Source organism: Pseudomonas sp. MPFS, from assembly GCF_022537035.1.
Classification (GTDB): Bacteria; Pseudomonadota; Gammaproteobacteria; order Pseudomonadales; family Pseudomonadaceae; genus Aquipseudomonas; species Aquipseudomonas sessilinigenes.
Window position 1 is genome coordinate 5,183,917 of sequence record NZ_CP066123.1, and the last position, 24,568, is coordinate 5,208,484.

The following is a 24,568-nucleotide window of genomic DNA, read 5'->3' on the forward strand; positions in this document are numbered from 1 at the left end:
CACAAAAACAGTCAGTCGTTGAGCAAGCGCCCGTGACGCAGCGCTTCGCGCCCCGCCACCTTGGCCAGCCAGAAACCGGGTTGGGCATAACGCAGCCGCTCAACGGCGAATAGCACGCCGCTGGTGCCAGCACATACCGTGCTGACCCGATCGGATAGAGGATCAATCACTTCGAAAATCGGCTCGCCCACTTCCACCCAGCTACCAGCCGGACGCAGGAAACTCACCACGCCAGGATGCGGCGCATACAGTAATTCAGTGCCCTCGAAGGGCATGCCCTCGCAGGCTTCACGCGCTGGTGCCGGCCATTGCCCGGCAATCAGCCCCTGCTCGGCGAGGAACGCCAGGATACCCTCAGCATGCGCCTCGGCCTGGGGACGCCCAGTATCGGCCTGGCCACCCAGTTCAAGCGTAGTCGCCAGGCACGCCAGGGGAATCTGTGCTTCGGGGAACTGCCGCGACAGGCGCAGCCAGGGCAGCGAGCAGGCTTCGTCGAACGAACTGCCACCGGAATCCTCGGCCAACAGGCCGACCCGTACATCCAGGTGAGCCGCCAAGGAACGCCATTGCGGCCAATGCTGCGGCAAGGCATACATGTGCAGCGCCGCCTCGGCATCGCAATGCAGATCCAGGACCACGTCGGCGGTGCAGGCATGCGCCAGCAACACCCGCTGCATGCCCTGCAACTGGCTGGCAGCCGGCGGCAATTCGGCCAGCACATCAGCCATGGCCTGGCGGATCAGTTGCACGTTGGCGTGGGCATCGTCACCCAGGCGTCCTTGCAGGCGCTGGGCCACAGGCACGCTGAGCTCGACGAAGTCGCGATTGAAATTCTTGCCGCTACCGGCCTCGAAGCGCCCCTGGTGATTGCCTTGCAGCAACTGCCCAAGCCCCAGGGGATTGGCCACCGGCACCAGTTCGATGACGCCCTTGAGGGCCCCCTGGGCTTCCAGCTCGGCCAGGCGCTTCTTCAGCTCCCAGGCGGTTCGCATGCCAGGCAGTTCGTCTGCGTGCAAGCTGGCCTGGATATAGGCCTTGCGATCGCCACTGCCGAAACGGAACACCGAGATGCTGCGCTCGCTGCCCAGGTGGCTCCAAGGCAATGGGTGGTCGATACGTTCCATATCAGTGCTTCCGCGGCGCCAGGTAGCGCAGCCAGCGGCCTTCGGCCAGCTTGAACAGGCGCACCAGGATAAAGGTCAGGCACAGGTAGAACACACCGGCGGTGATATAGGCCTCGAATGGCAGGTAGTACTGCGCATTGACCGTACGTGCCGCACCGGTGATATCGATCAGGGTGACAATGGAAGCCAGGCTGGTGGTCTGCAGCATCATGATCACCTCGTTGCTGTACTGCGGCAGCGCCCGGCGCAGGGCCGACGGCAGGAGGATGCGGCGATACATCTTGTAGCGCGACATGCCCACGGCCTTGGCCGCCTCGATCTCGCCATGGGGCGTGGCCTTGAGGCTGCCAGCGATGATTTCCGCGGTATAGGCACTGGTGTTGATGGCGAAAGCCAGGCAGGCACAGAAGGTCGCGCTGGACAGCCAGGGCCAAAGGAAGCTCTCACGCACGACCTCGAACTGGGCCAGGCCGTAATAGATCAGGAACAACTGCACCAGCATCGGGGTGCCGCGGATCACATAGGTGTAGAGCCAGGCGGTCATGTTCACCAACGGCTGCTTGGATACACGCATCAAGCCCAGAGGCAGAGCCACCAGCAAGCCGAAGAACAGCGACAGCGCCAGCAACTTCAGGGTGGTCAGCAGGCCGCTGAAGTACAGCGGCAAGGCATCATAGATGACGTTGTAGTCGAAGATCATAGATCAGCCGCCTTTACGCCTACCGAGTAGCGCTTCTCAAGGTGACGCAATGCCAGCAACGAGACACTGGTGATCACCAGGTACATGGCTGCCACTGCAAGGAAGAAGGTGAAAGGCTCGCGAGTGGCATCTGCCGCCTGCTTGGCCTTGAACATCATGTCCTGCAGGCCCACCACGGAAATCAGCGCGGTAGCCTTGGTCAGCACCAGCCAGTTGTTGGTGAAGCCGGGAATCGCCAGGCGGATCATCTGCGGCACCATCACCCGGAAGAATACCTGGGGACTGCTCATGCCATAGGCCATGCCTGCTTCTGCCTGCCCCTTGGGAATCGCCATGAAGGCACCACGGAAGGTCTCCGACAGGTAGGCCCCGAAGATGAAACCAAGCGTGCCAATACCGGCGGCCAGCGGATTGAGGTCGATGTACTCGTCGAAACCCAGCAGCGGAGCCACGCGATTGAGCAGATCCTGGCCGCCGTAGAAGATCAGCAGGATCAGTACCAGGTCGGGAATGCCACGGATCACCGTGGAATACAGGTCGCCCAGCCAGGCCAGCCAGCGTACCGGCGAGAGTCGCAGGGCGACCCCGATCAGACCCAGAACAATGGCCAGGGCCATGGACGACAAGGCGAGCTGAAGCGTCAGCCAAGCGCCATCGAGGATGACAGCCCCGTAGCCTTTCAACATGATTCAGGTCCTCGAAAGTTGGGATGAAAAAATGGCGCAAACCTCAGAGATTCTGCTGCTTGCGCCATCTCGGACTGACGAATTCGACGGCTTATTTGCCGTAGATGTCGAAGTCGAAGTATTTGTCCTGGATTTCCTTGTACTTGCCGTTCTCGCGAATGGCTGCAATGGCGGCATTGATCTTGTCCAGGTCAGCCTTGTCACCCTTGCGTACGGCGATCCCTACGCCGTCACCGAAGTACTTGACGTCGGTGAAGGCTGGGCCAACGAAGGCAAAGCCCTTGCCGGAGTCAGTCTTCAAGAAGCCGTCGTTCAACAGGGTAGCGTCCGCCACGGTGCCGTCGAGGCGACCGGCCGCTACATCCAGGTAGATTTCGTTCTGCGAGCCGTAAGGCTTGATCTGTGCGCCCAGGGGAGCCAGGACTTCACGAGCGAAACGCTCATGGATCGAACCGCGCTGCACGCCGATGTTCTTGCCCTTGAGCTCGGACATGCCGTCGCTGACCTGGGTACCGGCCTTCATGACCAGGCGTGCAGGCGTGTTGTAGTACTTATTGGTGAAGTCCACGGACTTCTTGCGATCATCGGTGATCGACATGGACGAGAGGATCGCGTCGATCTTGCGCACTTTCAGCGCAGGGATCAGGCCATCGAATTCTTGTTCGACCCAGACGCACTTGACCTTCATCTGCTCGCACAGGGCATTGCCGATGTCGTAATCGAAACCGACGATGCTGCCATCCGGAGCCTTGGAGGCAAATGGAGGGTAAGCCGCCTCAATACCAATTTTCAGGGGCTTTTCGTCGGCAATGCTCGACAGCGAAAACACGGACAGTGCCAGGGCGCCAAGAAGCACGAGTTTCTTCATTCTTAGGACTCCATCGGTAAAGGGCAAAAACGGCAGAGTGAGCGACAGCCCAATATGCGAATGGGTGGAACCTCAATAGCGGTGCTGCGTCCTGGGAGGCCCGAAAAAGGATTCACACACAGGCAACGACGAGCGAGTGACCGGCATTCTAACGACAGGCCGGAAGCCGATATTTCCTCAATGCGACAACAAATTACAGAAGCATCGAGAATACCGGAGCGGCATATTGACAGCTCTTCAGGTTTATGCAAGAGCAAAAGACAGTGAACCAATCTACGTTGCAAATTGCGGGCCTATTATTGGCAAAGCCTTCTATTCCGGCAAGCGCAGCGTGATGCCTTATTTTTTAAAGGGATATAGAACGCCTTAAAACAGGGCCTGGCGTTTCCCATCGCCCCGAAATCGGGCGTGAGGTTACACCCTCGGTAGCGCCGGTAACATTCAGATACGACTGATGGGCAGCCGATATTTATTCAAGCCTTCGGCAGCCCCATCCAGCGCAATCAGCCGCTCAAGAAAGGCACTCCCAAAGCCCTGCAATAGCCCACCCCTTCCGGCCCGGGCCAGGCACAACGACAAACCCTGCGCGCAGCCATGAAAAAGCCCCGCCCGGCAAGACCGGGCGGGGCTGGATGACGCAAGGCTCGTCTTAGGCGACGTTCATGGTCTTGTGGGTATCGATCAAGTGCTGCACGACACCGGGATCAGCCAGGGTGGAGATATCGCCCAGACCGTCGTACTCCGCAGTAGCGATCTTGCGCAGGATCCGCCGCATGATCTTCCCGGAACGAGTCTTCGGCAGGCCTGGAGCCCACTGGATGACATCTGGCGAAGCGATCGGACCGATCTCCTTGCGCACCCAGTTCTTCAACTCCATACGCAGGGCTTCGCTCGGCTCCTCACCACCGTTGAGGGTGACATAGACATAAATACCCTGCCCCTTGATGTCGTGCGGCACTCCCACGACCGCTGCCTCGGCGACTTTCGGGTGAGCAACCATGGCGCTCTCGATCTCGGCGGTGCCCATGCGGTGCCCGGAGACATTGAGTACGTCATCCACGCGCCCTGTGATCCACCAGTAACCATCCTCGTCGCGACGAGCACCGTCACCGGTGAAGTACATGCCACGGAAGGTCTTGAAGTAAGTATCGACGAAGCGATCGTGGTCGCGGTACAGAGTCCGCGCCTGACCTGGCCACGAGTCGAGAATCACCAAGTTACCCTCGGCAGCCCCCTCGATGATGTTACCCAGGTTGTCTACCAGGGCCGGCACCACGCCGAAGAACGGCCGTGCAGCGGAGCCCGGCTTCAGAGCATGGGCGCCAGGCAGTGGGCTCATCAGGGTGGCACCGGTCTCGGTCTGCCACCAGGTATCGACGATCGGGCAGCGAGACTGGCCGACGTTCTTGTAGTACCAGTCCCAGGCTTCCGGGTTGATCGGCTCGCCCACCGATCCCAACAAGCGCAGGCTGCTGCCATCGGCACCTTCGCAGGCCGCGGTGCCCGAGGCCATCATGGCGCGGATCGCAGTTGGTGCGGTGTACAGGATATTGACCTTGTGCTTGTCGACGATCTTCGCCACACGGGTCACGTCCGGATAGTTCGGCACGCCTTCGAAGAGCAAGGTTGTAGCGCCATTGGCCAGGGGACCGTAGACGATATAGGTGTGGCCAGTCACCCAGCCCACGTCGGCGGTGCACCAGTAGATCTCGCCCGGACGGTAGTCGAACACTCGCTCATGGGTCAGCGATGCATACAACAGGTAACCACCGGTGGTGTGCTGCACACCCTTGGGCTTGCCGGTGGATCCGGAGGTATAGAGGATGAACAGGGCCTCTTCGGCACCCATTTCCTTCGGCGCGCAGACACTGCCTGCGACCTTCATCAGGTCTTCGTACCAGATGTCGCGATGCTGGTTCCATTTGATGTCGCCACCGGTGCGCTTGCACACGATGACCTTTTGGATGCTGCTGGTTTCCGGGTTGGTCAGGGCATCGTCGACGTTGGCCTTGAGCGGGATCTTCTTCCCGGCACGAATGCCTTCGTCGGCAGTGATCACCACTTTCGAACGGCAGTCGATGATGCGGCCAGCCAAGGCCTCTGGCGAGAAGCCACCGAACACCACCGAATGGATGGCCCCGATGCGCGCACAGGCCAGCATGGCCACCACCGCCTCGGGAATCATTGGCATGTAGATAGTCACCACATCGCCACGGTGCACGTCCTGGCCACGCAGGGCGTTGGCGAACTTGCAGACAGCCTCATGCAGTTCGCGGTAGGTAATGTTGCGGCTTTCGGAAGGATCGTCGCCCTCCCAAATGATTGCTACTTGATCGCCACGCTCGGCCAGGTGGCGATCCAGACAGTTGTAGGAGACGTTCAAGGTGCCGTCGGCAAACCATTTGATATCGACATGATGATCGTCGAAGGAAGTCTGCTTCACCGTGGTAAAAGGCTTGATCCAGTCGAGGCGCTTGCCCTGTTCACGCCAGAACCCATCCGGGTTCACGACCGACTGCTGGTACATGGCCTTGTAGGTCGCCTCGTCAGTCAGCGTATTGGCCAAAACCTCGGGACGAACGGGATACACAGAAGCCGCACTCATCTTTCTTACCTCGGTGACATAGTTGTTTTTGTATGACCCCGTTGTAGCCGGGGGAGGCCTATAGAACCATTCGACGATGGTAGTAACAACCCCCTGCGAAATACCTCGACATCTACCAGAACCCCTCAAGAACAGGGCCTGCAGCCAAATTCACCCTCTGCAAAAATGTTTGAGAAGGCCTTGATAGAGGGCTTTTTCAGCGATTGTTACAAAAACTGTCAAAGGTGTTTATCAAAAGTACGCCTATATGAGGGGCGCCCCCACGCCTAAAATCAACCTCGCCAAACAGGCAACTGATTAACCAAGTTACAGCCCCCACGAAGGCAGTTAATCAAACTTCTACTCAAGTTCCACACGCAGCCTCAAAAGGGCTGCGCGACCCCACACGACCTTAGATAGGTAAAACGCAAATGAAAGCTTTATTAGTTCTGGCCCTCAGCAGTCTGTGCGCTACCGCGATGGCTGGTGAGATCCCGACTGATGTCGCCAACCAGCAAGTACCGGTAGAGGAATATAGTTACTCCACTGACTTGGACATCGCCAAAGTTATTTCCATGAGCGAAGTTCCAGAAGTATGTGAAGTTGTACCAGCTCGCATGGAATATGAAGATTCCAAAGGCCAGCGGCATATTCTTCAATACCGAGTTATGGGCAACGGTTGCTCTAACGGCTAATCGCCGAGTTCATTGCACACACCTTGATGACTGCCGGCCGCAAGAAATCCGTCTTGCGGCATAGATGCCAGCCCCTACCCGAGGGAGTACCGAGCATCACCCCACGGCATGCGACCACGGCCATCGCATGCATTACCCCAAAGATTCAAATCAGAACGCAAGCCATTGGCGCCCTCCACCTGGAGAGCTCCACCACGCTCCTGACTGATGGCGCTTGGCCTCCTTCCAGGGAGCTTCTCGAAGCGTACGAGCGAAGATATTGAGTTGTGTCAAAAACCTTGAAAAGGCTTTCAAAAACACAACATCTAGTAAATTTGATCATTTATTGATCAAAGAAAGCCTTTTCTCATCGACCACAAAAAAAAACTTCAACGAGCAAAGCCTTGTAAACCCGTGCTCTGCCCTTCTTCATCGCCTTTCTTGGGCCCGCCTGCGCCCATCCGTCACCCCACGCCCCTGAAAAAATCCTTATAATGCGTCCTCAAAACGGGACTGCAACATTCCCTTACCGGATGGAAAACGACCTGCTGCATCGCACGCCGGAGCTGAAACACCCAGCTCCACCGGCCAGCAGCCTCGAGGCACCCGCAGACGAATTTCTGTTTATTGCCTGCGTCACTGCTGCAACAAACGATTTCTTATGATTTAACGCGGCCGGTAGCGCCGTGTGAAAAGCCAACTTTATTCATTTTCACACGGGCATCTGGCCCTCAAGCAGGAGACGACACGTCATGCTGAGCTGGGACGAATTCGACAAAGAAGAAAGCGAAACCACGGTCAAGGGCAGTAATGCCGGTGGCCAGGCTTCTGAAGCCACCATGGACCGTCTCGACAGCGCTGGTGGTGCCGCAGCTCTCGAAGCTCGTGCCGTGACTAGCGCCGACTCGGCTGCCGTGATCCGTGCCAAGGCAGCCCTGGATGAACTGGACATCGCTGAAGGCCTGGCCGAGCTGGAAGGCTCTTCCGCTCGCATCGCCGTTGATGAAAAGCGCATGATCAACTGCCGTGCCGACCTCAACCAACTGGTGCCATTCAAGTACGACTGGGCCTGGCAGAAATACCTGGACGGCTGCGCCAACCACTGGATGCCGCAAGAGGTCAACATGACCGCGGATATCGCCCTGTGGAAGAGCGTCGAAGGCCTGACCGACGACGAGCGTCGCATCGTCATGCGCAACCTGGGCTTCTTCTCCACTGCCGACTCCCTGGTCGCCAACAACCTGGCCCTGGCTGTATATCGCCTGATCACCAACCCGGAATGCCGCCAGTACATCCTGCGCCAGGCCTTCGAGGAAGCGATCCACACTCACGCCTACCAGTACTGCATCGAATCCCTGGGCATGGATGAAGGCGAGATCTTCAACATGTACCACGAGATCCCATCGGTAGCGAAAAAAGCCGCCTGGGGCCTGCGTTATACCCGTGCGATCTCCGACCCGGAATTCAACACCGGTACCGTCGAGACCGACAAGGAACTGCTGCGCAACCTGATCGCCTACTACTGCGTACTGGAAGGTATCTTCTTCTATTGCGGCTTCACCCAGATCCTGTCCATGGGGCGCCGCAACAAGATGACCGGCGTTGCCGAGCAGTTCCAGTACATCTTGCGTGACGAATCCATGCACCTGAACTTCGGTATCGACGTGATCAACCAGATCAAGATCGAAAACCCGCACCTGTGGGATGCCGAAATGAAGGAAGAGGCCACCCAGATGATCCTCCAGGGCACCCAGCTGGAGATCGAATACGCTCGCGATACCATGCCACGTGGTGTATTGGGCATGAACGCCGCGATGATGGAGGACTACCTCAAGTTCATCGCCAACCGCCGCCTGTCGCAGATCGGCCTGAAGGAAGAATACCCAGGCACCACCAACCCATTCCCATGGATGAGCGAAATCATGGACTTGAAGAAAGAGAAGAATTTCTTCGAGACCCGTGTAATCGAATACCAGACCGGTGGTGCACTGAGCTGGGACTGATTCGGGCAGCGAGCCTGAACCCCTGGCCCGGATATAGGGCCGGCGAATGAATGAAAAAGCCCTGACCTGGTCAGGGCTTTTTATTGGGCTCGAACACCCGATACATCCCGGTAGCTACGACGGCTCCTGCCATGACAGCTACACAGGAGACAACTGGCAAAGAACAAACAATGGATGCAGTCTGCGAGCCTTGCCGCTATAAAATCCTCTCCCTCGCTCAAGGACCCAAGCCCCATGAAATTCGATGTCGCCTATTGCATCAGCCTCGACGACAAGTTGTCGATCTATGACGTACGGGACCTGAATTTCGATGAGACCGTGGACTTCGACTCCGCCAAGGAGCACTTCCAGTGCCCCAACGACATATGTCGCATGATGTTCGAAGCCAGTAATGAACTGGGTACCTTCAATGCCAAGAACGTCAATTACATTCGCACACCGCACTTCAAGAACCTGACCACGACCCGGCACATGGAGGGCTGCCCCTACGGCGCCAGCAAAACCGGCGGCAACATAGACGGTCTACAGGCGGAGAACGATCGTGAGGAGCATTTTCCTTCGGAACTACTGCTGACTCGCCGCGAATACGTGCGTAAACCAACGCCATCGACAACCTCGACAAACACCCCCGACGAAAACCGACCAATCGCTCCAATCCAGGCTTTTCACCCCCATCCCGAGCGGCGAGACACTCCAGACACAACCAGCATCTTTGCTCATCCCGTGGAGTGTTTCGTATCGAATATCGACGACAAGGACCTGCTCAAGCGCATGCCGCTGAAGATCGGCGAACACACCGCCTCTTATGCCTCGTTCTTCAAGAAGATCGAGTACCTGCAGGACAACAAGGGACTGATCTACTGGGGCAAGATCAAGCAGATCAAGGACTACACCCAAAGCTTTCGCATCGACTTCGAGCAGAAGGTCTGGTTCAAGGCAGAAGGCGAAGCCAGGAAGAAGCCATATTCAGTCAACGTTTACCTGAGCAAGAAACTGATCGACAACTATCGCAAGCACAAGGCCTTCCTCGAAGAGATCAAGCTCGCCATCGATAACCAGCGCGAGTTGTACTGTTTCTTCTATGGTGTGACCCCGGCCTTCAAGCAAGTGCCGAGCAAGAAAAACCCCGAAGCGAGCTTCGGGGTTTTCAGCGCCGATATAGAGAACCTGGATCACTTCATAATCCGCGAGGCTGCGGGCGTGGAGGCGAAGTAACCCCGCGGCTTTCAGCGTTTGGGCAACTCCACCGCCACCGCGCCAGGGTGTTTCCTGACTACCGAGTACGGCAACACGGCCCACTGCGGCCCGTCACAATCCCGCTCTACCCGGGGGAAGTGAGCGCTGATGAACAGGCCCCTGGGCGTGAAGTACCAACTGTTATCGCCCCAGACGCCGGTGTCACTGTAGTTACAGCCTTCGTCCTCGCTGGCTGGCTCGCGCATTTCACGAGGATGCAGGGCCGTGAACTGTTCGACCAGCCAGGGTGCCAGCTGCTGCGTGTTGTACTCATACAGGGCGCTATGCTCGGATTGCTTCAAAGGCTGCCCTTTTCCAACCCACAACACATCAGTCAGGGACAGGTCGCGGCCAGTGTTCACGTCGATGTTCAAGGGGGAATCGCCAAAGTCCGGATGGGCACCGCCACAGGTGTAACTGGTAGCGATGCTGACACTGAGCACGGCCGAGGAGAAGAACCGCGGCTTGACGCTCTGTATGAACTCGCCCCCCTTGCCAGCCTCCAGCATGCACTCGTGGTAGCCCCCCACCTCACGCCACAAACGCTCCATCAGCAACTGGTTGAGCTGCTCTTGCCGGTCTTGCGGATAGCCGGCTATCACCTTGAACATCGAGAGGTTCGATGAGGGTTCGCTCCACCATTGCAGCGTGTAGCCCATGAAGTCCTGCTGCTTGCCCTGCTTGAGCGTCAGGCCTTGCAGGCGCAGGTACTCATACAGGTCCTCCCGGTACAACTTCACCAGGTACGGCAATGTGCCCGGCTTGGGTTCCTGCGCACTGGCCGGTGCCAGCCGGACCTCCAGGGTCTTGCCATTGGCCCCTTGCCACTGGCCCTGCCAGCCTTCGGCAGTTCGCTGTAACTGGAAAGCTGCCTGGGGTGATGCATCCTCGGCATAACTCTCCCGACCTTCACTCAACTGCAGCGACTGCTCTTCGAGCGAGCCCGCCAGGGGCAGGTCATGGTGGTACTTCTGGTAGAAATAACGCCCCGTGACCTTGTGCGGATCACTGGTGCTGATTTCCATCACGATTGGCATCTTGCCCAAGGTGCCGACAAGAATCTGCCTGGATGAGGAGGCCTGGGCAGTCGCCCCCAGAAGCGAAACCAACAGGACACCAAACAGCCAACGCATCAGTCCATTGAACATGGAAACTTCCTTGTATTGGACGCCGGAACACTTCCCAAAGGAAATCCCGGCCAGAGTAGTTGACGGCAATTATGGACTGCCCTCAGAACACAATCGAGCCATCGAGCGTGACGCGCCTGTCACTTCAGGCACATGCTCAGCAGCACCAGCAACAGTAATCCGATATACACCCGCGCATGCACCTGGTCCGGGATGCGGCCAATCCAAGGTGTAGCCAGGCGAATACCCAGCAGTGACCCCAGTGTCAGCACCGAAAACGCCAGCAAGTCGACATACCCGACGAACCAGGGCCCCAGGTCGAAGCGACTGGACCCCGCCAGCAGCATGTAGGTGGCTGTACCCGCCAACGCCACTGGCACACTCAAGGGGTTGGCCATGGAAGTGGCCTGGGTCATGGTAAGGCCGCAACGACGTAGCAGCGGCACCGTCATCACACTGCCACCCACCCCGAGAAAGGTGGCGATAACGCCTATGCCGATACCACCAAACATGGTTTCTCCGCCCCCCAGCCGACGCGCCTCCCGCCCACCTGCCTGGTCGAGAAAGCCACGCCGCAGCAGGCAATCGGCAATGGTGATTGCCAAATAAGCGATGAATGCGTAGCGGATCACCTCGCCACTGACCCACATGGCCGCTGCCGCACCAAACACCGCCCCCAGGCCAATGTACCCGCCCAGTGGCCACAGGTAATGCCGGATGAGATTGCCAGCGCGCTGGTGTCGGCGGCTGGCAACCAATGCATTGACTATCATCACGCAAGTGGAGGTGGCCACGGCAATATGCATGGCCGCCTGCCCCGCCGCGGAAGCGCTGCCCTGGCTCGCCAGCAACATCCAGTACAACAGTGGCACCACCACGAAGCCCCCACCGAAACCGAACAACACGGCACTGATGCCTGTCATGCAACCAAAAAGTGCCAGCAGTAGATAGAACATCGAGCAGCATCCATCAGCCAAGGAATACCCAGACGATAGAACGCAGGCGCTTGGCCGACTTTAGCAAGTCGGCCAATAATGTTGGCGTTTACGCCAACTATGGAACGTCTCGGAATGCGCAATATTCCTGTCGACCAACTGGACCAGACACCACGCCCGGTGCTGGCCATTGGCACCGATTACGCCGATGGCCAACGTCTGCCACGCCACCGCCATCGGCGGGCGCAGCTGCTATATGGAGCCACCGGCGTCATGCAAGTGGGTACCGACCAGGGGAACTGGGTAGTGCCTCCCCAGCGAGCGGTATGGATACCACCCGAAGTGGAGCACGAAGTGCTGATGCTCGGGGTCAGCACCCGCAGCCTGTACATCGAGCCTGATGCGGCTCCGCTGGGCAACAGCGGCTGCCAGGTGATCCGGGTCTCGCCGCTGTTGCGTCAATTGCTGCTGGAGGCGGTGGAGATCCCGCTTGAATACGATCGGCAAGGGCGCGATGGGCTGCTGATCGAACTGTTATTGCTCGAACTGCAACGGTGCCCTCCACTGCCCCTGCACATCCCGCTTCCGGCTGCTCGCCCCCTGCTGCAACTATGCCAGGCCTTTCTCGCACACCCCGACATCCATCAATCCCCACAGCATTGGGCAGACCAGTTGCATGTCAGCCTGCGTACATTCAATCGAGGATTCCGCCAGCAGACAGGAATGAGCTTCACCCAATGGCGACAGCAGGCCTGTGTGGTCCAGGCCCTTGCACGCCTGGCAGCGGCAGAGAGCGTGACACGAATCGCCCTGGATTTCGGCTACGACAGCCCTGGCGCATTCTCCACCATGTTCCGTCGGGTACTTGGACAGTCTCCGACCACCTACCTGAATCAGCTGGAGCCAAACGCCAGGTAAGGCCCCACGACCAAGGGCCATAGAGCATCCACAGTCGAGTTTGATCTGGAAATCCAATTACTGTATATATATACAGTAATTCCAACGAATCGACCTTCCGGAGAAAGCCATGGCGTCTTTAGCGATGAAAATCACCCTGGAACGTATCGCGCTCTATCAGTTCACCCCACAACACTGTGCCCAGGCACGTGACATGCTGGACTGGGACATGGAGCGTCTATCTCGTGAATCCACGGTTTCGATACAAGCTATCCAGCGTTTCGAAGCCGGCTACGAAGTCCGTGATGTGACGCGCCTGGCTCTGGCGTTCTGCCTCGAAGGCCAGGGCCTGGTATTTTTCCCAGGTTTTACCCCCGGCCGTGGCATGAACATCAAGGGTGCAACCCCCAACCCCATGGAACGTCCAGACTACGCCATGATCGAGTAATCCCTGTCCTGGCCAGTCTTACCAAGAGGGGCGCCGGGTGTACCAGACGTATCGAATCAGGCGGATGCCCCTTCCTGCTGTTCCAGCGTCCCATCCACCTCCAGCCACCACGCTGTGCCTCTATCGGGTTGCGTCAGGCTGAACGCCTGTCCCATCTGCGGGGTGGTGATATTGACGCTGCGCTCCCAGGCCAAGGACAGGATACGGTCGAACGGCTCATGCCAGGCATGCATGGCCAGGTCGAAGGTGCCATTGTGGATCGGTAGCAACCAACGGCCTCGCAGGTCGATATGGGCCTGTAGGGTTTGCTCTGGTTGCATGTGCACATGGGGCCATTCAACGTTATAGGCCCCCGTTTCCATCAGAGTCAGATCGAAGGGTCCATACTGCTGGCCGATACGCTTGAAGCCATCGAAGTAGCCGGTGTCGCCACTGAAGAAGATTCTCGTCAATCCATCGATCATGACCCACGATGCCCACAAAGTGTGGTTGCCATCGAACAGGCCACGCCCGGAAAAGTGCTGAGATGGCGTAGCGATAAAGCAGATGCCATCGATTTCACACCCCTGCCACCAGTCCAACTGCCGCACCTTGGCGGCAGGCACCCCCCATTTGATCAAGGTGTCACCCACTCCCAACGGGGCAAGGAAATGCCGGGTCTTGCTTGCCAGAGCCAGTACTGCCTGATGATCCAAATGGTCGTAATGGTCATGGGACAGGATTACCGCCTCGATTTCAGGCAACGCCTCCAGGCTGATGGGCGGTTGATGAAAGCGCTTGGGACCAGCCCACTGAAAGGGCGAAGCACGCTCGGCGAACACCGGATCGGTAATCCAGAATTTTCCGCGCATTTTCAGCAACACCGTGGAATGCCCAAGGCGATAAACGCTGTGATCAGGCGCTTTCAGCAGTTGCTCGCGGGTCAGGGAGTGGACCGGAATGGACCCAGCCGGGCGAGTATTGCGGGGTTTGTGGAACAACATGTTCCAGAATATCTGCAGCGTCTTGCCAAAGCCGGCGCGACGCACAGGGGCATGGTTACGAAAGGCCCCCTGCTCCTGGCGAGAAGTTTCCTGACGGGAAACAGGGGTGACGCTGGACGAGACAGTGGCCATCACTCAACGACTCCATGGAACGTGACTAGGTTCCGAGGTTGCTCTGCGAAACGATTCATCGGCCCAGGCCAGCAAACATCAGCCGGCCATCGTTGCTCCGAAGACGAGCTACACTACACAGTGTAGTTTCTGCATTGCAACAAGATTAAGACGAAGTAGACTGCCGAGTGCTTTCACCGCCCACCCTGACTGAACCCAATTTATGACAGCTCCGAAGCGCCTCACCGACCTCAAGCGCAAAGCCATCATCCAGGCAGCGATCAACGAGTTCCGTGCCAATGGTTTCGACCTCACCAGCATGGACAAGATCGCCGCCACGGCAGGGGTCTCCAAACGCACGGTATACAACCACTTTCCGAGCAAGGAGGAGCTGTTCGCCGAGATCCTGCACAAGCTCTGGGCCAGTATCAGCGCACAGGCGGAAATTACCTACCGTAGCAACATCCCCTTGCGCGAACAGCTGGAACAACTTTTGCGGGCCAAGCTGCGATTGCTAGCCGATGAGAATTTTCTGGACCTCGCCCGGGTGGCCATAGCCGCCGCTATCCATTCACCGCAACGAGCGCAGGACATGGTGGCGCGCCTGGGTGAACGGGAAGAAGGCCTGACCGCATGGATTCGCGCCGCCCTGGCCGATGGCCAACTCAAGTCGCTGGATGTGGAGATCGCCGCCCAGCAGATGCACGGCCTTATCAAGAGCTTCGCCTTCTGGCCCCAGATCAGCCTGGGCCAACCGCCCCTGACTGCGGATATGCAAACCCGGGTCATCGAATCGGCCCTGGACATGTTCCTCAACCACTACCAGGCCTGAAACCAAACGTACCCCGCACGGCTCTCCAGCTCTTGGACACGATGAAATGGCTTCGAAGGACACTGATTATTCCTACTGGAATAAATGACAATATTCATCAGAGTGATCCGATAAACGGAAAAGCCGCAGAAACGTAACAACGCGTTTCACTACAAGAACTGGTGCAGCAATCATGGAAAACCAACGCGGCAAGGGCCTTTCATTCGCCCGACGCATCTACTGGCCAAGGATCATCGGCCTCGGAATCGGCGGCATCAGTGTCTGCGCCACAATCTATCCCCTACCACTCCCCGCTTGGGTATGGGCCCTGCTGCTGTTCCACGGCCTGCTTTGGCCGCATCTGGCTTGCCAACTCTCCACGCGCTCAGCCTTTCCCTACCAGGCAGAGCGACGCAACATGCTCTACGACTCGCTGCTCGGCGGATTCTGGGCAGCGACCATGCAGTTCAATCCACTACCGACAGTCACCATCTTGTCGATGATGGCCATGAATAACGTGGCGGCAGGCGGCCTGCGACTGTTTATCCGTGGCGGTCTGGTCCAGTGCGGCGGAATACTGCTGTCCTGGGCCCTGCTTGGAGCCAGTTTCAACACCCAGATCAGCGCACTGCAAATCTACGCCTGCCTACCCATGCTGACCCTCTATCCGCTAGCGGTGGGTATGGTCTGCTATCGCCTGGCGATCAAGCTGCACGAACACAAGCGGGCCCTGAGCGCCCTGAGTCGCACCGACAGCCTCACCGGCCTGCTCAACCACGGCTCCTGGAAAGACCTGCTGCACATCAAGTTCCATAAGTGCCAGCAGCGCCAGATCGAAGCCAGCATCGCCCTCATCGATATCGACCACTTCAAGGCCATTAACGACACCTACGGCCATATCGTGGGAGATTCGGTATTGCGCCACCTGAGTAATGAGCTGCGACGCAACCTGCGCCATGACGATCTGGCCGGCCGTTACGGCGGCGACGAGTTCTGTGTGATCCTGCCACGCATGAGCCATCAACAGGCCCTGGAGGTCATGGAACGCCTGCGCCGGGTGTTCAACCAGTATCGACATCCACAGGTAGCGGAATTGCAAGTCAGCCTGAGCATCGGCCTCGCCGCCTTCAGGCCGGCCTACCTTGATCCTTCGAGCTGGCTCCATGCCGCCGACCAGGCCCTGTACCAGGCCAAACACTGTGGGCGCAACCGCATCGCCAGCAACGACGACATGGAACATCTCGTGCAAGCACAAATGGCATAAGAGGCTAGAAAAATTATACAAAAAGGAAGTAAGAATATTTTTGTATAAGTTTATTTGGATTTTTAGGGACAACTGCCATCATAATGCCGCCACTTTGCCACAGTGCCTGCCGTTCCTGTACAGCACTGCAGTAGCCCAAACCCCAACTAAATCGACTCGCAGCCGGCACCCAGCCGCTGATGCAGCCACGGTGCCCGCCCTAAGCACCGTCTGCTTCATCGCTGCGAGTTTTTCTGCCAGCCATGGAACGCTGGCATTGAGCAGATAGTGCCGGATGTCAGGGAGCATTCGGCCTGCAGGCGCACTCCATAGGGATCGACGCAACGTTTCTCCCACAGAGCACCAGCCAACATGCTATTCAATCGCCACGCCAAGACCATCGATGCCCTCAACCGAACCATCGCCGAACAATCGCGCATGCTGGGAGCCATCGAACGCTCCATGGCTGTGATCGAGTTCGATATCAACGGCTCCGTAGTGCGGGCCAACGACAACTTCCTCAAGGTCCTGGGATACCGCGACGACCAGGTCCTGGGCCAGCCTCACCGGATGTTCTGCACCCCCGAATACGCCCGCAGCAGTGACTATCAGAAGTTGTGGTCACGCCTGAAGGACGGCCATTTCGAATCCGGTACCTTCGAACGCGTCGCCAGCGATGGCCGGAGCCTGTGGCTGGAGGCCAGCTACAACCCCATTCGTGATGAGTCCGGCAAGGTCTACAAAGTGATCAAGTACGCTCTGGATGTGACCGCCAGGATCCAGGAAGAAGTCGAGGCGCGGAACAAGCTGGACGCCATCGACCGGGCCATGGCCGTGATCGAGTTCAATCTCGATGGCACCATCCTCGATGCCAACGCCAACTTTCTCAGTCGCATGGGCTACAACCTGGCCGAGATCAAGGGCAAGCATCACCGCCTGTTCTGCAAACCGGAACTGGCCAATAGCAGCAGCTACCAGGAGTTCTGGAACCGCTTGAACAAGGGCCAATTCTTCAATGGCCGCTTCGAGCGTATCGACAAGCTCGGCCGGACCCTGTGGCTGGAAGCCAATTACAACCCGGTCTACGACGCCGCCGGGCGCCTGTGCAAAGTGGTCAAGTACGCCGCCGACGTCACCGAGCAGGTGGAAAAACATGAGCGCGACGCCCAGAGCGCAGCCCAGGCCTACCACATCTCGGTCCAGACCCGCAAAGTCGCCGAGCAAGGCACCGGCGTGATCCAGGAGGCCGCCAACGAAATGCGCCAGATCGCCAGTAACATCGAAGACTCCTCCTCGCAGATCGCCCGGCTCGGTGAGCGCTCGGAGCAGATCACCGCCATCGTCAACACCATCCGGGCCATTGCCGACCAGACCAACCTGCTGGCCCTCAACGCCGCCATCGAAGCCGCCCGGGCCGGCGAACAGGGACGTGGCTTCGCCGTAGTCGCCGATGAAGTTCGCCAACTGGCGGCCCGCACCAGCGGCTCGACAGCGGAAATCTCCAGCATGATCGACATGATCCAGAACGAGACCCTGCAGGCTATCAAGAGCATGGATAGCACCCGGGAACGGGCAGCCAAGGGCGTGCAACTGGCCGACCAGGCCGGCACCGCGATCCTGGAGATTCGCAACGGCGCCAGCGAGGCCGTGGACGCGGTAAGCACCTTCGCCACGGAGCGCGGCGCGCTCTGAGGCAAGGCTTTCCCGGCGTCGATAGTGGCGTCGGGAGCGGCCTGGAGGGCTATAGTGGCCCGACGTTCCAGAGCCTGGCGGAGGCCATCATGCGTTCCAGCGATACCCCGGACACCCCCACCCCGAACACCGACCACCTGCGTTTTCATCGTGCCCATGCCCACCTGGCACCGACCTTCGGTACTGACAGCTTTGCCTTGAAGGCCGAAGCCTTCGCCCGGTTTTTCGGTACGCCCACCTTCCTCGGCGCACAGACGTTGGTGGTGTTGGCCTGGGTCGCCCTGAACCTCAGCGGGCTCACCCAGTTCGATGTCTACCCCTTCATCCTCCTGAACCTGGCATTCAGCCTGCAATCGGCCTATGCCGCACCCCTGATCCTCCTGGCCCAGACTCGCCAGGCCGCACGGGACAAGGCCCAGGCCGACGCCGATGCCCAGCACCGCGAGGCCCTGGCCGTTGCCAACAGCGAACGCCAGGCCCAGGCCGCCCAGACCACCACGCAGCTCCTGGAGTTACTGGAGCAGAACACCCGCCTGACAGAGATGACCAAGCAACTGACCGAACGCATCGAGAACCTCACCAGCGAAATGCATGAGCACTTCGTACGCAAGAGCTAGTTCGGGGCCAGGCCATCAGGCCCAATGCAGATGGCGCGCCAGTTCATCGAACAGCGTGACCACCGAGCGCAGGGCCCGGCAATCCGGCCGGGTCAGCAACCACAGGGCGGTCTCCTGCCCCAAGGGTTCGCTCAATGGCACCAGGCTCCCCTCGCCAATGAGAAAGTCCGGCAGCGCCGCAACCCCCAGCCCAGCTCGCACCAGCTCAGCGACCGTCAGCATGCTGTTGCAGCGATAGGCCGGTTGCACCCCCGGCCACTGCTGGCGGCGCCAGGCCACGGACGGGTGATCGGGTAGAAAATCATCCGGTGCAATCCAGGCCACCTGTGCCAGATCGCTGCAATCCACGCGCTGCCGATACTCCGAACTGGCATACAACCGATAGGACACCGCCCCCAGGCAGCGCCCCACCAGGTGTTCGGGCGGCGTGGCAGTCAGGCGCACGGCGATATCGGCATCGCGCCGGTTGAGATTGGCAAAGTCATTGGATGTGCACAGTTCGATGACCAGCGCCGGATAGTTCGGCATGAACCGCGCCAAAGCCGGTAGCAGCAGGCTCTGCAATACCGAGTCGGTGCAGGTCAGCCGTACCGTGCCGCTGATCACTTCCCCTCCCTGGGCCACGCCCACCCGTGCCGCCTCCAGGGCCTGTTCCGCGGCCTCGGCCTGCTGGGCCAGGGTCAGGGCCAGGCTGGTGGGCAGATACCCGGCGCGGCTCTTGTCGAACAGTTGCTGGCCAAGCCCTGCCTCCAGCCGGCGTACGGCACGAAACACCGTCGAGACATCCACCTTGAGCAAGGCCGCCGCACGGGCCAGGGAGCCACCACGAACCAGGGCCAGCACCAGGGCCAGGTCGGGATAGTCCAGCTGATATTGCGCTGATGCACTGATCAATTGGGGTAACGCCAATATTGATTGCGTAAACGCCAATCTATAGTGGCCATCACCCCGCCACAAGCCCATGCGCAACAGGAGTCCCCATGCCCCCACCCCCCCAAACGCCGAAGATTCGCATCGCCCTGGTGGGAGATCACGATCCTCGGATCATCGCGCACCAGGCATTGCCCCTGGCCTTGCAACACGCGGCCAGCGAAGTAGGAGCCGATCTGGACTATCAGTGGCTAGCCACTGAGCGGCTGCAAGACGAAAAAAGCCTGGAGGGCTTCGATGGCGTCTGGTGCGTGCCCGGCAGCCCCTACCGCAACATGGACGGGGCCCTGCTGGCGATCCGTGTCGCCCGGCAACGCCAGCTGCCCTTTCTCGGCACCTGCGGTGGTTTCCAGCATGCGCTGCTGGAATATGCCCGCAATGTACTGGGCTGGGCCGATGCCGAACATGCCGAAACCGCGCCGCAAGCCGAACGCGCAGTGCTGTCCCTGCTCAGTTGCGCCTTGGTGGAAACCCGCAATCTGATCCAACTGCACGCCGACAGCCGGATCTCCAAGGCCTATGGCAGCCAGAGTATCGAGGAGGGCTATCACTGCCGCTACGGTGTCAACCCGGAGTTCGCCAGCGCCCTGTTCAGCGGTGCCCTGCGCCCTACCGGCCACGACAGCCAGGGAGACTTGCGCGCCGTGGAACTCGACGATCATCCATTCTTCGTCGCCACGCTGTTCCAACCCGAACGAGCCGCACTGTTGGGCCACACTCCGCCACTGGCCCGAGCCCTGCTCCAGGCTTGCCTGGAGGTGCAGCCATGAGCGCTGGCACACCTGCCCCGCCCTACTACGCGGTGATCTTCAGCTCCCAGCGCGGTGAAGCCGATCCCGCCTACGACCAGGCGGCCGAGCGCATGCTGTCGCTGGCTCGCCAGCAGCCGGGGTTTCTTGGGGTGGAATCGGCACGCGGCACGGACGGTTTTGGTATCACCGTGTCCTACTGGAGCAGTGAGGAGGCGATCCTGGCCTGGAAGCAGCACGCCGAGCACAGCACCATCCGCGAACGTGGCCGCAGCCATTGGTACCGGCAATTCCATACCCGGATCAGCAAGGTCGAGCGGGCCTACAGCTTCGGTGAATGAGAGCGCTCCCGGCCTTCGTCGAGAAGGTCCGGGAGTGGCTGGCGGATCAGCCCAGGCCGCCCGGCAGCAGGCTGCGCACGGCCTGGATTTCCGGCAGGTCGCTGCGGCGCATGTACACCCGCAACGGTTCACTGATGTTGATCCGATCGTCGATGTTCTGGTCCAGCAGCAACTGGATCTGTTCGCGCCGCAGGCTCATGGCTTCGTCGGACACCCGTGCCCAGACGAATTCACTGGCCGGGACTATGGCGTCATCGGCCACATCCATGCCGAAGGAGTCTTCGCTGAAACGCACGATGTAGCGACCGGTCTTGCGATTGAGGCCGACAAAGCCCTTGAGCTGGTCGGCGGCCTGGCAGATGAGTTCGGAAGTGATGGTCATGGTAAACCTCGCTGTGGATGCCACAGGGCTGGTGATCGATGGTCTACACGCGAGGCAAGGAAAGCGATGTTCTCAGGCTTCCCTCTGATGGGGAAACTGCGGCGTCCAAGATTACTGCAAAGCGCCGGGAAAAACCGTGAAAGATGCCAATCAGAGCGATGCATGTCGCTCTGGCGATAGCACAAGCGTCATTGAGTTGCTAAAAGATAACCCCCTGCACCCGCCCCCACGAAAGGATTTCGAGCATGCCAGCAACCTTCACCCCCAGCGCCCTGATGCTGGGCCTGATGCTCGCCTGCGGCCTGGCCCAGGCCGCCGAACAACCTGACCCCGAAGCCCTGGCGGCCCGCCAGGGTATTCCCCGGCCAGCGGTAATTGCCCACCGCGGCGCCTCCTTCGATGCCCCCGAGTCCACCGCCGCCTCCTACAAGCTGGCCCGGGACCTGGGAGCCGATTACCTGGAGATGGACTTGCAGCGCAGCAAGGATGGCGTGCTGTTCGCCCTGCACGACAACAACCTGCAACGCACCACCGACGTGGCGCGCAAGTTCCCCGAGCGCAAGGACAGCCCGGCCAATGCCTTCACCATGGCCGAGCTGAAAACCCTGGATGCCGGCAGTTGGTTCAACCAGGCCCACCCCGATCGCGCCCGGCCTGGCTTCGCCGGCCTGCAGATCCTCACCCTGGATGAAATCATCGACATCGCCCAGGGCAGCACGGCGCACAAGCCCGGGCTCTACATCGAGACCAAGGAACCCCAGCTGTTTCCAGGCATCGAGCATGACCTCAAGGCACAGCTCCAGGACCGCGGTTGGCTGAGCCCGGCCGGGTCGACCCTGGCCAAGAGCGATCTGGCTGTGGGCCAAGGCAAGGGCAAGGTGGTCCTGCAAACCTTCGACAAGCACAGCCTGGAACTGCTCCACAAGGAAATGCCCCAGGTACCCAAGGTGCTGTTGCTGTGGCTTGCGCCTGGCAGCATCGAGCCAGCCTCCGGGCAGAGCTTCGCCGGCAGCGGCGAAACCGACAAGGCCGCCTTCTATGCCCGCCAGCAACCCCGGGACCAGGCCGAGTTCAAGCGCTGGGTAGATTTCGCCAAGGCCCAGGGCGCCGTTGGCACTGGCCCTTCCGCCGCGCTCACGGCTGGCGGCGACCAGAGCTACGCCGACCTGGTACAACCCTGGATGAACCAGTACACCCACGAGCAGGGCTTGCTGGTCCATGTCTATACCGTCGACGAACCGGTGGACTTCCAGAAAGTCATCGGCGCCGGGGTCGATGGCATTTTCACCAACCGTAGCGACCAGTTGCTCAAGTACTTCCAGCGTCCGGCCGGCACCAGCGTCACCCGGTTGCTGGAGGCCAGCGGCTACTGAATGCCTGCCTCGCGCTGGAACGGCGAACTCTGGCTGGGCCGTGACTTCGGCCTGGTCCATGGGCACATGGGGCCTACCACGGCCCATGCTCATTACGCCCACCAACTGATCATCGCCCCCGGGCAGCCGGTTACCGTGGAACTGGACGGCGTACGGCGCAGCGGTCACTACCTGTTGATCGAGGCCTTGTGCCGCCACGCCATCGTCCAGGCTCCCGAAGCTGCCTTCACCGTCTATGCCGAACCGCTGTCGATCGATGCCCGGGACCTGCACCAGAGCATGTGCGATGTAACGCCAACGCTGCCCGACCTGGAAGCAGCGCTGCGCACCTGCCAACGCCAGCCCATGGCCGACCAGCGTGTCGAACGCGCACTACAGGCACTGGACGCGTCCCTGGATGGCAAAGTCGCGGCGGCACAGCTAGCGGTCCAGGCCAACGTCTCCCTGAGCCAGCTGGAGCGCTTGTTCGCCCGAGACGTGGGCCTGCCGGTTCGGCGCCTGGTGCTCTGGCGGCGCCTGCGCCTGGCCATGGCCCTGATGCTGCAAGGCATGCCCATGACCCAGGCCGCCCACGACGCCGGCTTCGCCGACGCCGCGCACTTTTCCCGGACGCTGAAGGCCTTGTTCGGCATCACCGCGGGCCAGGCTCTCAAGACCCTGAAGACGCGTTTGCTGGCTTGACCTACCGGCGCAAGGCCTGTGGCACCTTGGGCTCGGCGCTGTAGCGCTGGGCCTTGAAGGGCTCGAGCAATTGCCCCCAGTAGTTCGCCGGATAATCCGGACGGCTGCCGATGCCCAGATCCCCCGGGCGCATCTGATAGTCATGTCGATAGAAAGCGGTACCAAGCAACCCGTCCCACAGGTTGAAGAACAGACCGAAATTCACATCCCCGGCACGACCGTACTTCATGTGATGAAAGCGATGCACCGGAGCCCAGGCGAACACCAGGCGCAGCACACCAAGGCGCATGTCGACATTGGAGTGCTGCAACAGCAACTGGACACCGATGGCCAGGGCCAGCAATTGCGCCACCGGCAGAGGAATACCCAACACCAGCAGCGGCAACAGCCCCGCCGAAGCCTCGAGCAACTGGTGCAAAGGATGCTTGAGCAAGCCGTTGAAGCCATACATGCGTTGCACGCTGTGGTGCACCGCATGCAGGCGCCAGAGCCAGGCCCAACGGTGACTGGCGTAGTGCGCCAGGGTGATCCCGCAGTCGGCGACGGTAACCGCGAGCAACAACTGCCCCCAAAGCGGCCAGTCCCGGGGCCACAAGCCCTCATGGGCCAGCAGCATCGCCAGCCCCGGCAGCGCCAGCAGGCCAAGGGCATTCAACCCCTCGTTGACCACGGCGTGCAGGCAGTCGCGCAACCGATCCCCGTGGGAGCGGTTCCAGACGGGCTCATAGGGCAAACCCCATTCGGCCAGGAAGGACACGCCAAGGGCCGCCAGGAATAGCCAGAGCAGGCCCGCTGCCGAGCCGCCCGCGCTACCCATCCACCAGACACCGGCGCCGATGAAACCACCGAAGAACAGCGGCCCATACAACCACGCAAGCATTCGTTTCATCCGTCTTGTCTCCATCGTTAAGGAGACAGCAGCTTGCCGGCCACCCAGGCCCACAGGCTTGAACAAACGGCGCAATCGGTGGCGGGAATTAAGGGTGAATTAAGTTGCGCTGGTTAACCTGTGTCTATCCAAACCCATCACCCCCAAGGAATCATCCATGAGCAAATTCTCCGCACTACTGGCCGCCACCGCCCTGACCCTGACCGCCGGCCTGGCCCAGGCCGATGTCCGTCCAGACCTGATCCCGGGCCTGCTCAAGTCGGGCGCCATCATGGACCTGGAGAAACTCAACCAGTTGGCCCTGGCCCAGCACCCCGGCACCAGCGCCGCCAACATCACCGACACCGAGCTGGAACAGACTGCCAGCGGCGCCTACGTCTACCAGGTGGAATTGCGCGACGGCAAAGGCATCGAGTGGGATGTGGACCTGGATGCCAAGACCGGCCAGGTCCTGGCCAACAAACAAGACCGGTAACCGGCAGAT

General features: G+C 59.9%; 25 protein-coding genes. 14 read left to right on the plus strand and 11 right to left on the minus strand.

The genetic code is table 11. The annotated features are described in order from the left end of the window. Positions 1-11: 11 nt before the first annotated feature. The 5 genes from I9018_RS23665 to acs all read right to left on the minus strand — a co-directional run bounded on the left by I9018_RS23665 (position 12) and on the right by acs (position 5,983). On the minus strand, positions 12-1,124 hold the full coding sequence (locus tag I9018_RS23665; protein WP_241107634.1) for a succinylglutamate desuccinylase/aspartoacylase family protein: 1,113 nt from the start codon (positions 1,122-1,124) through the stop codon (positions 12-14). 1 nt (position 1,125) lies between these two features. After that, complete coding sequence (locus tag I9018_RS23670) at positions 1,126-1,824, minus strand: ABC transporter permease (RefSeq protein WP_241107635.1); 699 nt, start codon at positions 1,822-1,824, stop codon at positions 1,126-1,128. Next, complete coding sequence (locus I9018_RS23675) at positions 1,821-2,510, minus strand: ABC transporter permease (protein ID WP_068579412.1); 690 nt, start codon at positions 2,508-2,510, stop codon at positions 1,821-1,823. The genes I9018_RS23670 and I9018_RS23675 overlap by 4 nt, the downstream gene beginning before the upstream one ends. Before the next feature lie 91 nt (positions 2,511-2,601). After that, positions 2,602-3,378, minus strand: a complete 777-nt coding sequence (locus tag I9018_RS23680) for an ABC transporter substrate-binding protein (RefSeq protein ID WP_068579415.1) — start codon at positions 3,376-3,378, stop codon at positions 2,602-2,604. Between the two features lie 649 nt (positions 3,379-4,027). Then, positions 4,028-5,983: an acetate--CoA ligase gene (acs, locus tag I9018_RS23685; RefSeq protein ID WP_068579418.1), complete on the minus strand. Its 1,956-nt coding sequence runs from the start codon at positions 5,981-5,983 to the stop codon at positions 4,028-4,030. A 410-nt stretch (positions 5,984-6,393) separates the two neighbouring features. Between acs and I9018_RS23690 the strand changes: the two genes are divergently transcribed. The 3 genes from I9018_RS23690 to I9018_RS23700 all read left to right on the plus strand — a co-directional run bounded on the left by I9018_RS23690 (position 6,394) and on the right by I9018_RS23700 (position 9,854). Further along, positions 6,394-6,657, plus strand: a complete 264-nt coding sequence (locus tag I9018_RS23690) for a DUF2790 domain-containing protein (protein ID WP_083235997.1) — start codon at positions 6,394-6,396, stop codon at positions 6,655-6,657. A gap of 731 nt (positions 6,658-7,388) precedes the next feature. Beyond that, on the plus strand, positions 7,389-8,639 hold the full coding sequence (locus I9018_RS23695; protein WP_068579426.1) for a ribonucleotide-diphosphate reductase subunit beta: 1,251 nt from the start codon (positions 7,389-7,391) through the stop codon (positions 8,637-8,639). 234 nt (positions 8,640-8,873) lie between these two features. After that, complete coding sequence (locus tag I9018_RS23700; protein WP_241107636.1) at positions 8,874-9,854, plus strand: hypothetical protein; 981 nt, start codon at positions 8,874-8,876, stop codon at positions 9,852-9,854. Positions 9,855-9,865: 11 nt separating this feature from the next. Here the strand turns inward: I9018_RS23700 and I9018_RS23705 are convergent, their stop codons facing one another. Together I9018_RS23705 and I9018_RS23710 are read right to left on the minus strand one after the other, a co-directional pair. Continuing rightward, positions 9,866-11,023, minus strand: a complete 1,158-nt coding sequence (locus tag I9018_RS23705; RefSeq protein ID WP_241107637.1) for a hypothetical protein — start codon at positions 11,021-11,023, stop codon at positions 9,866-9,868. Between the two features lie 119 nt (positions 11,024-11,142). Continuing rightward, positions 11,143-11,958: a sulfite exporter TauE/SafE family protein gene (locus I9018_RS23710; RefSeq protein ID WP_241107638.1), complete on the minus strand. Its 816-nt coding sequence runs from the start codon at positions 11,956-11,958 to the stop codon at positions 11,143-11,145. A 114-nt stretch (positions 11,959-12,072) separates the two neighbouring features. Here I9018_RS23710 and I9018_RS23715 point away from each other — a divergent pair, with 114 nt between their 5' ends. Both I9018_RS23715 and I9018_RS23720 read left to right on the plus strand, forming a co-directional pair. Beyond that, positions 12,073-12,855, plus strand: a complete 783-nt coding sequence (locus I9018_RS23715; RefSeq protein WP_068579439.1) for a helix-turn-helix transcriptional regulator — start codon at positions 12,073-12,075, stop codon at positions 12,853-12,855. A 109-nt stretch (positions 12,856-12,964) separates the two neighbouring features. Next, positions 12,965-13,282 carry a transcriptional regulator gene (locus tag I9018_RS23720; RefSeq protein ID WP_068579442.1) on the plus strand — a complete coding sequence of 106 codons (318 nt, stop codon included), beginning with the start codon at positions 12,965-12,967 and terminating at the stop codon, positions 13,280-13,282. A gap of 56 nt (positions 13,283-13,338) precedes the next feature. Here the strand turns inward: I9018_RS23720 and I9018_RS23725 are convergent, their stop codons facing one another. Beyond that, entirely contained in the window at positions 13,339-14,397 is a 1,059-nt protein-coding gene (locus I9018_RS23725; RefSeq protein WP_068579445.1) for an MBL fold metallo-hydrolase, read from the minus strand. Positions 14,398-14,599: 202 nt separating this feature from the next. On the opposite strand from I9018_RS23725, the gene I9018_RS23730 reads away from it, so the two are divergent. From I9018_RS23730 to I9018_RS23745, 4 genes are all read left to right on the plus strand, one after another. Then, on the plus strand, positions 14,600-15,208 hold the full coding sequence (locus I9018_RS23730; RefSeq protein WP_241107639.1) for a TetR/AcrR family transcriptional regulator: 609 nt from the start codon (positions 14,600-14,602) through the stop codon (positions 15,206-15,208). A gap of 172 nt (positions 15,209-15,380) precedes the next feature. After that, complete coding sequence (locus I9018_RS23735) at positions 15,381-16,451, plus strand: diguanylate cyclase (RefSeq protein WP_241107640.1); 1,071 nt, start codon at positions 15,381-15,383, stop codon at positions 16,449-16,451. Positions 16,452-16,802: 351 nt separating this feature from the next. After that, positions 16,803-18,122 (plus strand): methyl-accepting chemotaxis protein, encoded by a 1,320-nt coding sequence (locus tag I9018_RS23740; protein WP_241107641.1) that lies wholly within the window; start codon positions 16,803-16,805, stop codon positions 18,120-18,122. A gap of 89 nt (positions 18,123-18,211) precedes the next feature. Next, a complete protein-coding gene (locus I9018_RS23745; RefSeq protein ID WP_068579456.1) occupies positions 18,212-18,739 on the plus strand; it encodes a DUF1003 domain-containing protein in 528 nt (175 codons plus the stop codon). 15 nt (positions 18,740-18,754) lie between these two features. Here the strand turns inward: I9018_RS23745 and I9018_RS23750 are convergent, their stop codons facing one another. Beyond that, a complete protein-coding gene (locus I9018_RS23750) occupies positions 18,755-19,633 on the minus strand; it encodes a LysR family transcriptional regulator (protein ID WP_124346998.1) in 879 nt (292 codons plus the stop codon). Between the two features lie 86 nt (positions 19,634-19,719). Between I9018_RS23750 and I9018_RS23755 the strand changes: the two genes are divergently transcribed. Both I9018_RS23755 and I9018_RS23760 read left to right on the plus strand, forming a co-directional pair. Beyond that, positions 19,720-20,439 (plus strand): CTP synthase, encoded by a 720-nt coding sequence (locus I9018_RS23755; RefSeq protein ID WP_241107642.1) that lies wholly within the window; start codon positions 19,720-19,722, stop codon positions 20,437-20,439. Next, positions 20,436-20,759, plus strand: a complete 324-nt coding sequence (locus tag I9018_RS23760; protein WP_241107643.1) for an antibiotic biosynthesis monooxygenase — start codon at positions 20,436-20,438, stop codon at positions 20,757-20,759. The genes I9018_RS23755 and I9018_RS23760 overlap by 4 nt, the downstream gene beginning before the upstream one ends. 46 nt (positions 20,760-20,805) lie before the next feature. Here I9018_RS23760 and I9018_RS23765 read toward each other — a convergent pair whose 3' ends face one another. Next, positions 20,806-21,141 carry a DUF2025 family protein gene (locus I9018_RS23765; protein WP_241107644.1) on the minus strand — a complete coding sequence of 112 codons (336 nt, stop codon included), beginning with the start codon at positions 21,139-21,141 and terminating at the stop codon, positions 20,806-20,808. Positions 21,142-21,386: 245 nt separating this feature from the next. On the opposite strand from I9018_RS23765, the gene I9018_RS23770 reads away from it, so the two are divergent. Together I9018_RS23770 and I9018_RS23775 are read left to right on the plus strand one after the other, a co-directional pair. After that, positions 21,387-22,514, plus strand: coding sequence for a glycerophosphodiester phosphodiesterase (locus I9018_RS23770; protein WP_068579472.1), 1,128 nt, complete (start codon positions 21,387-21,389; stop codon positions 22,512-22,514). After that, a complete protein-coding gene (locus I9018_RS23775; RefSeq protein ID WP_241107645.1) occupies positions 22,515-23,195 on the plus strand; it encodes a helix-turn-helix domain-containing protein in 681 nt (226 codons plus the stop codon). A gap of 1 nt (position 23,196) precedes the next feature. On the opposite strand, the gene I9018_RS23780 is transcribed toward I9018_RS23775, so the two are convergent. Beyond that, on the minus strand, positions 23,197-24,084 hold the full coding sequence (locus tag I9018_RS23780) for a sterol desaturase family protein (RefSeq protein WP_241107646.1): 888 nt from the start codon (positions 24,082-24,084) through the stop codon (positions 23,197-23,199). A 157-nt stretch (positions 24,085-24,241) separates the two neighbouring features. On the opposite strand from I9018_RS23780, the gene I9018_RS23785 reads away from it, so the two are divergent. Then, positions 24,242-24,559, plus strand: a complete 318-nt coding sequence (locus I9018_RS23785) for a PepSY domain-containing protein (protein WP_124346994.1) — start codon at positions 24,242-24,244, stop codon at positions 24,557-24,559. The last annotated feature ends 9 nt before the right edge of the window (positions 24,560-24,568 follow it).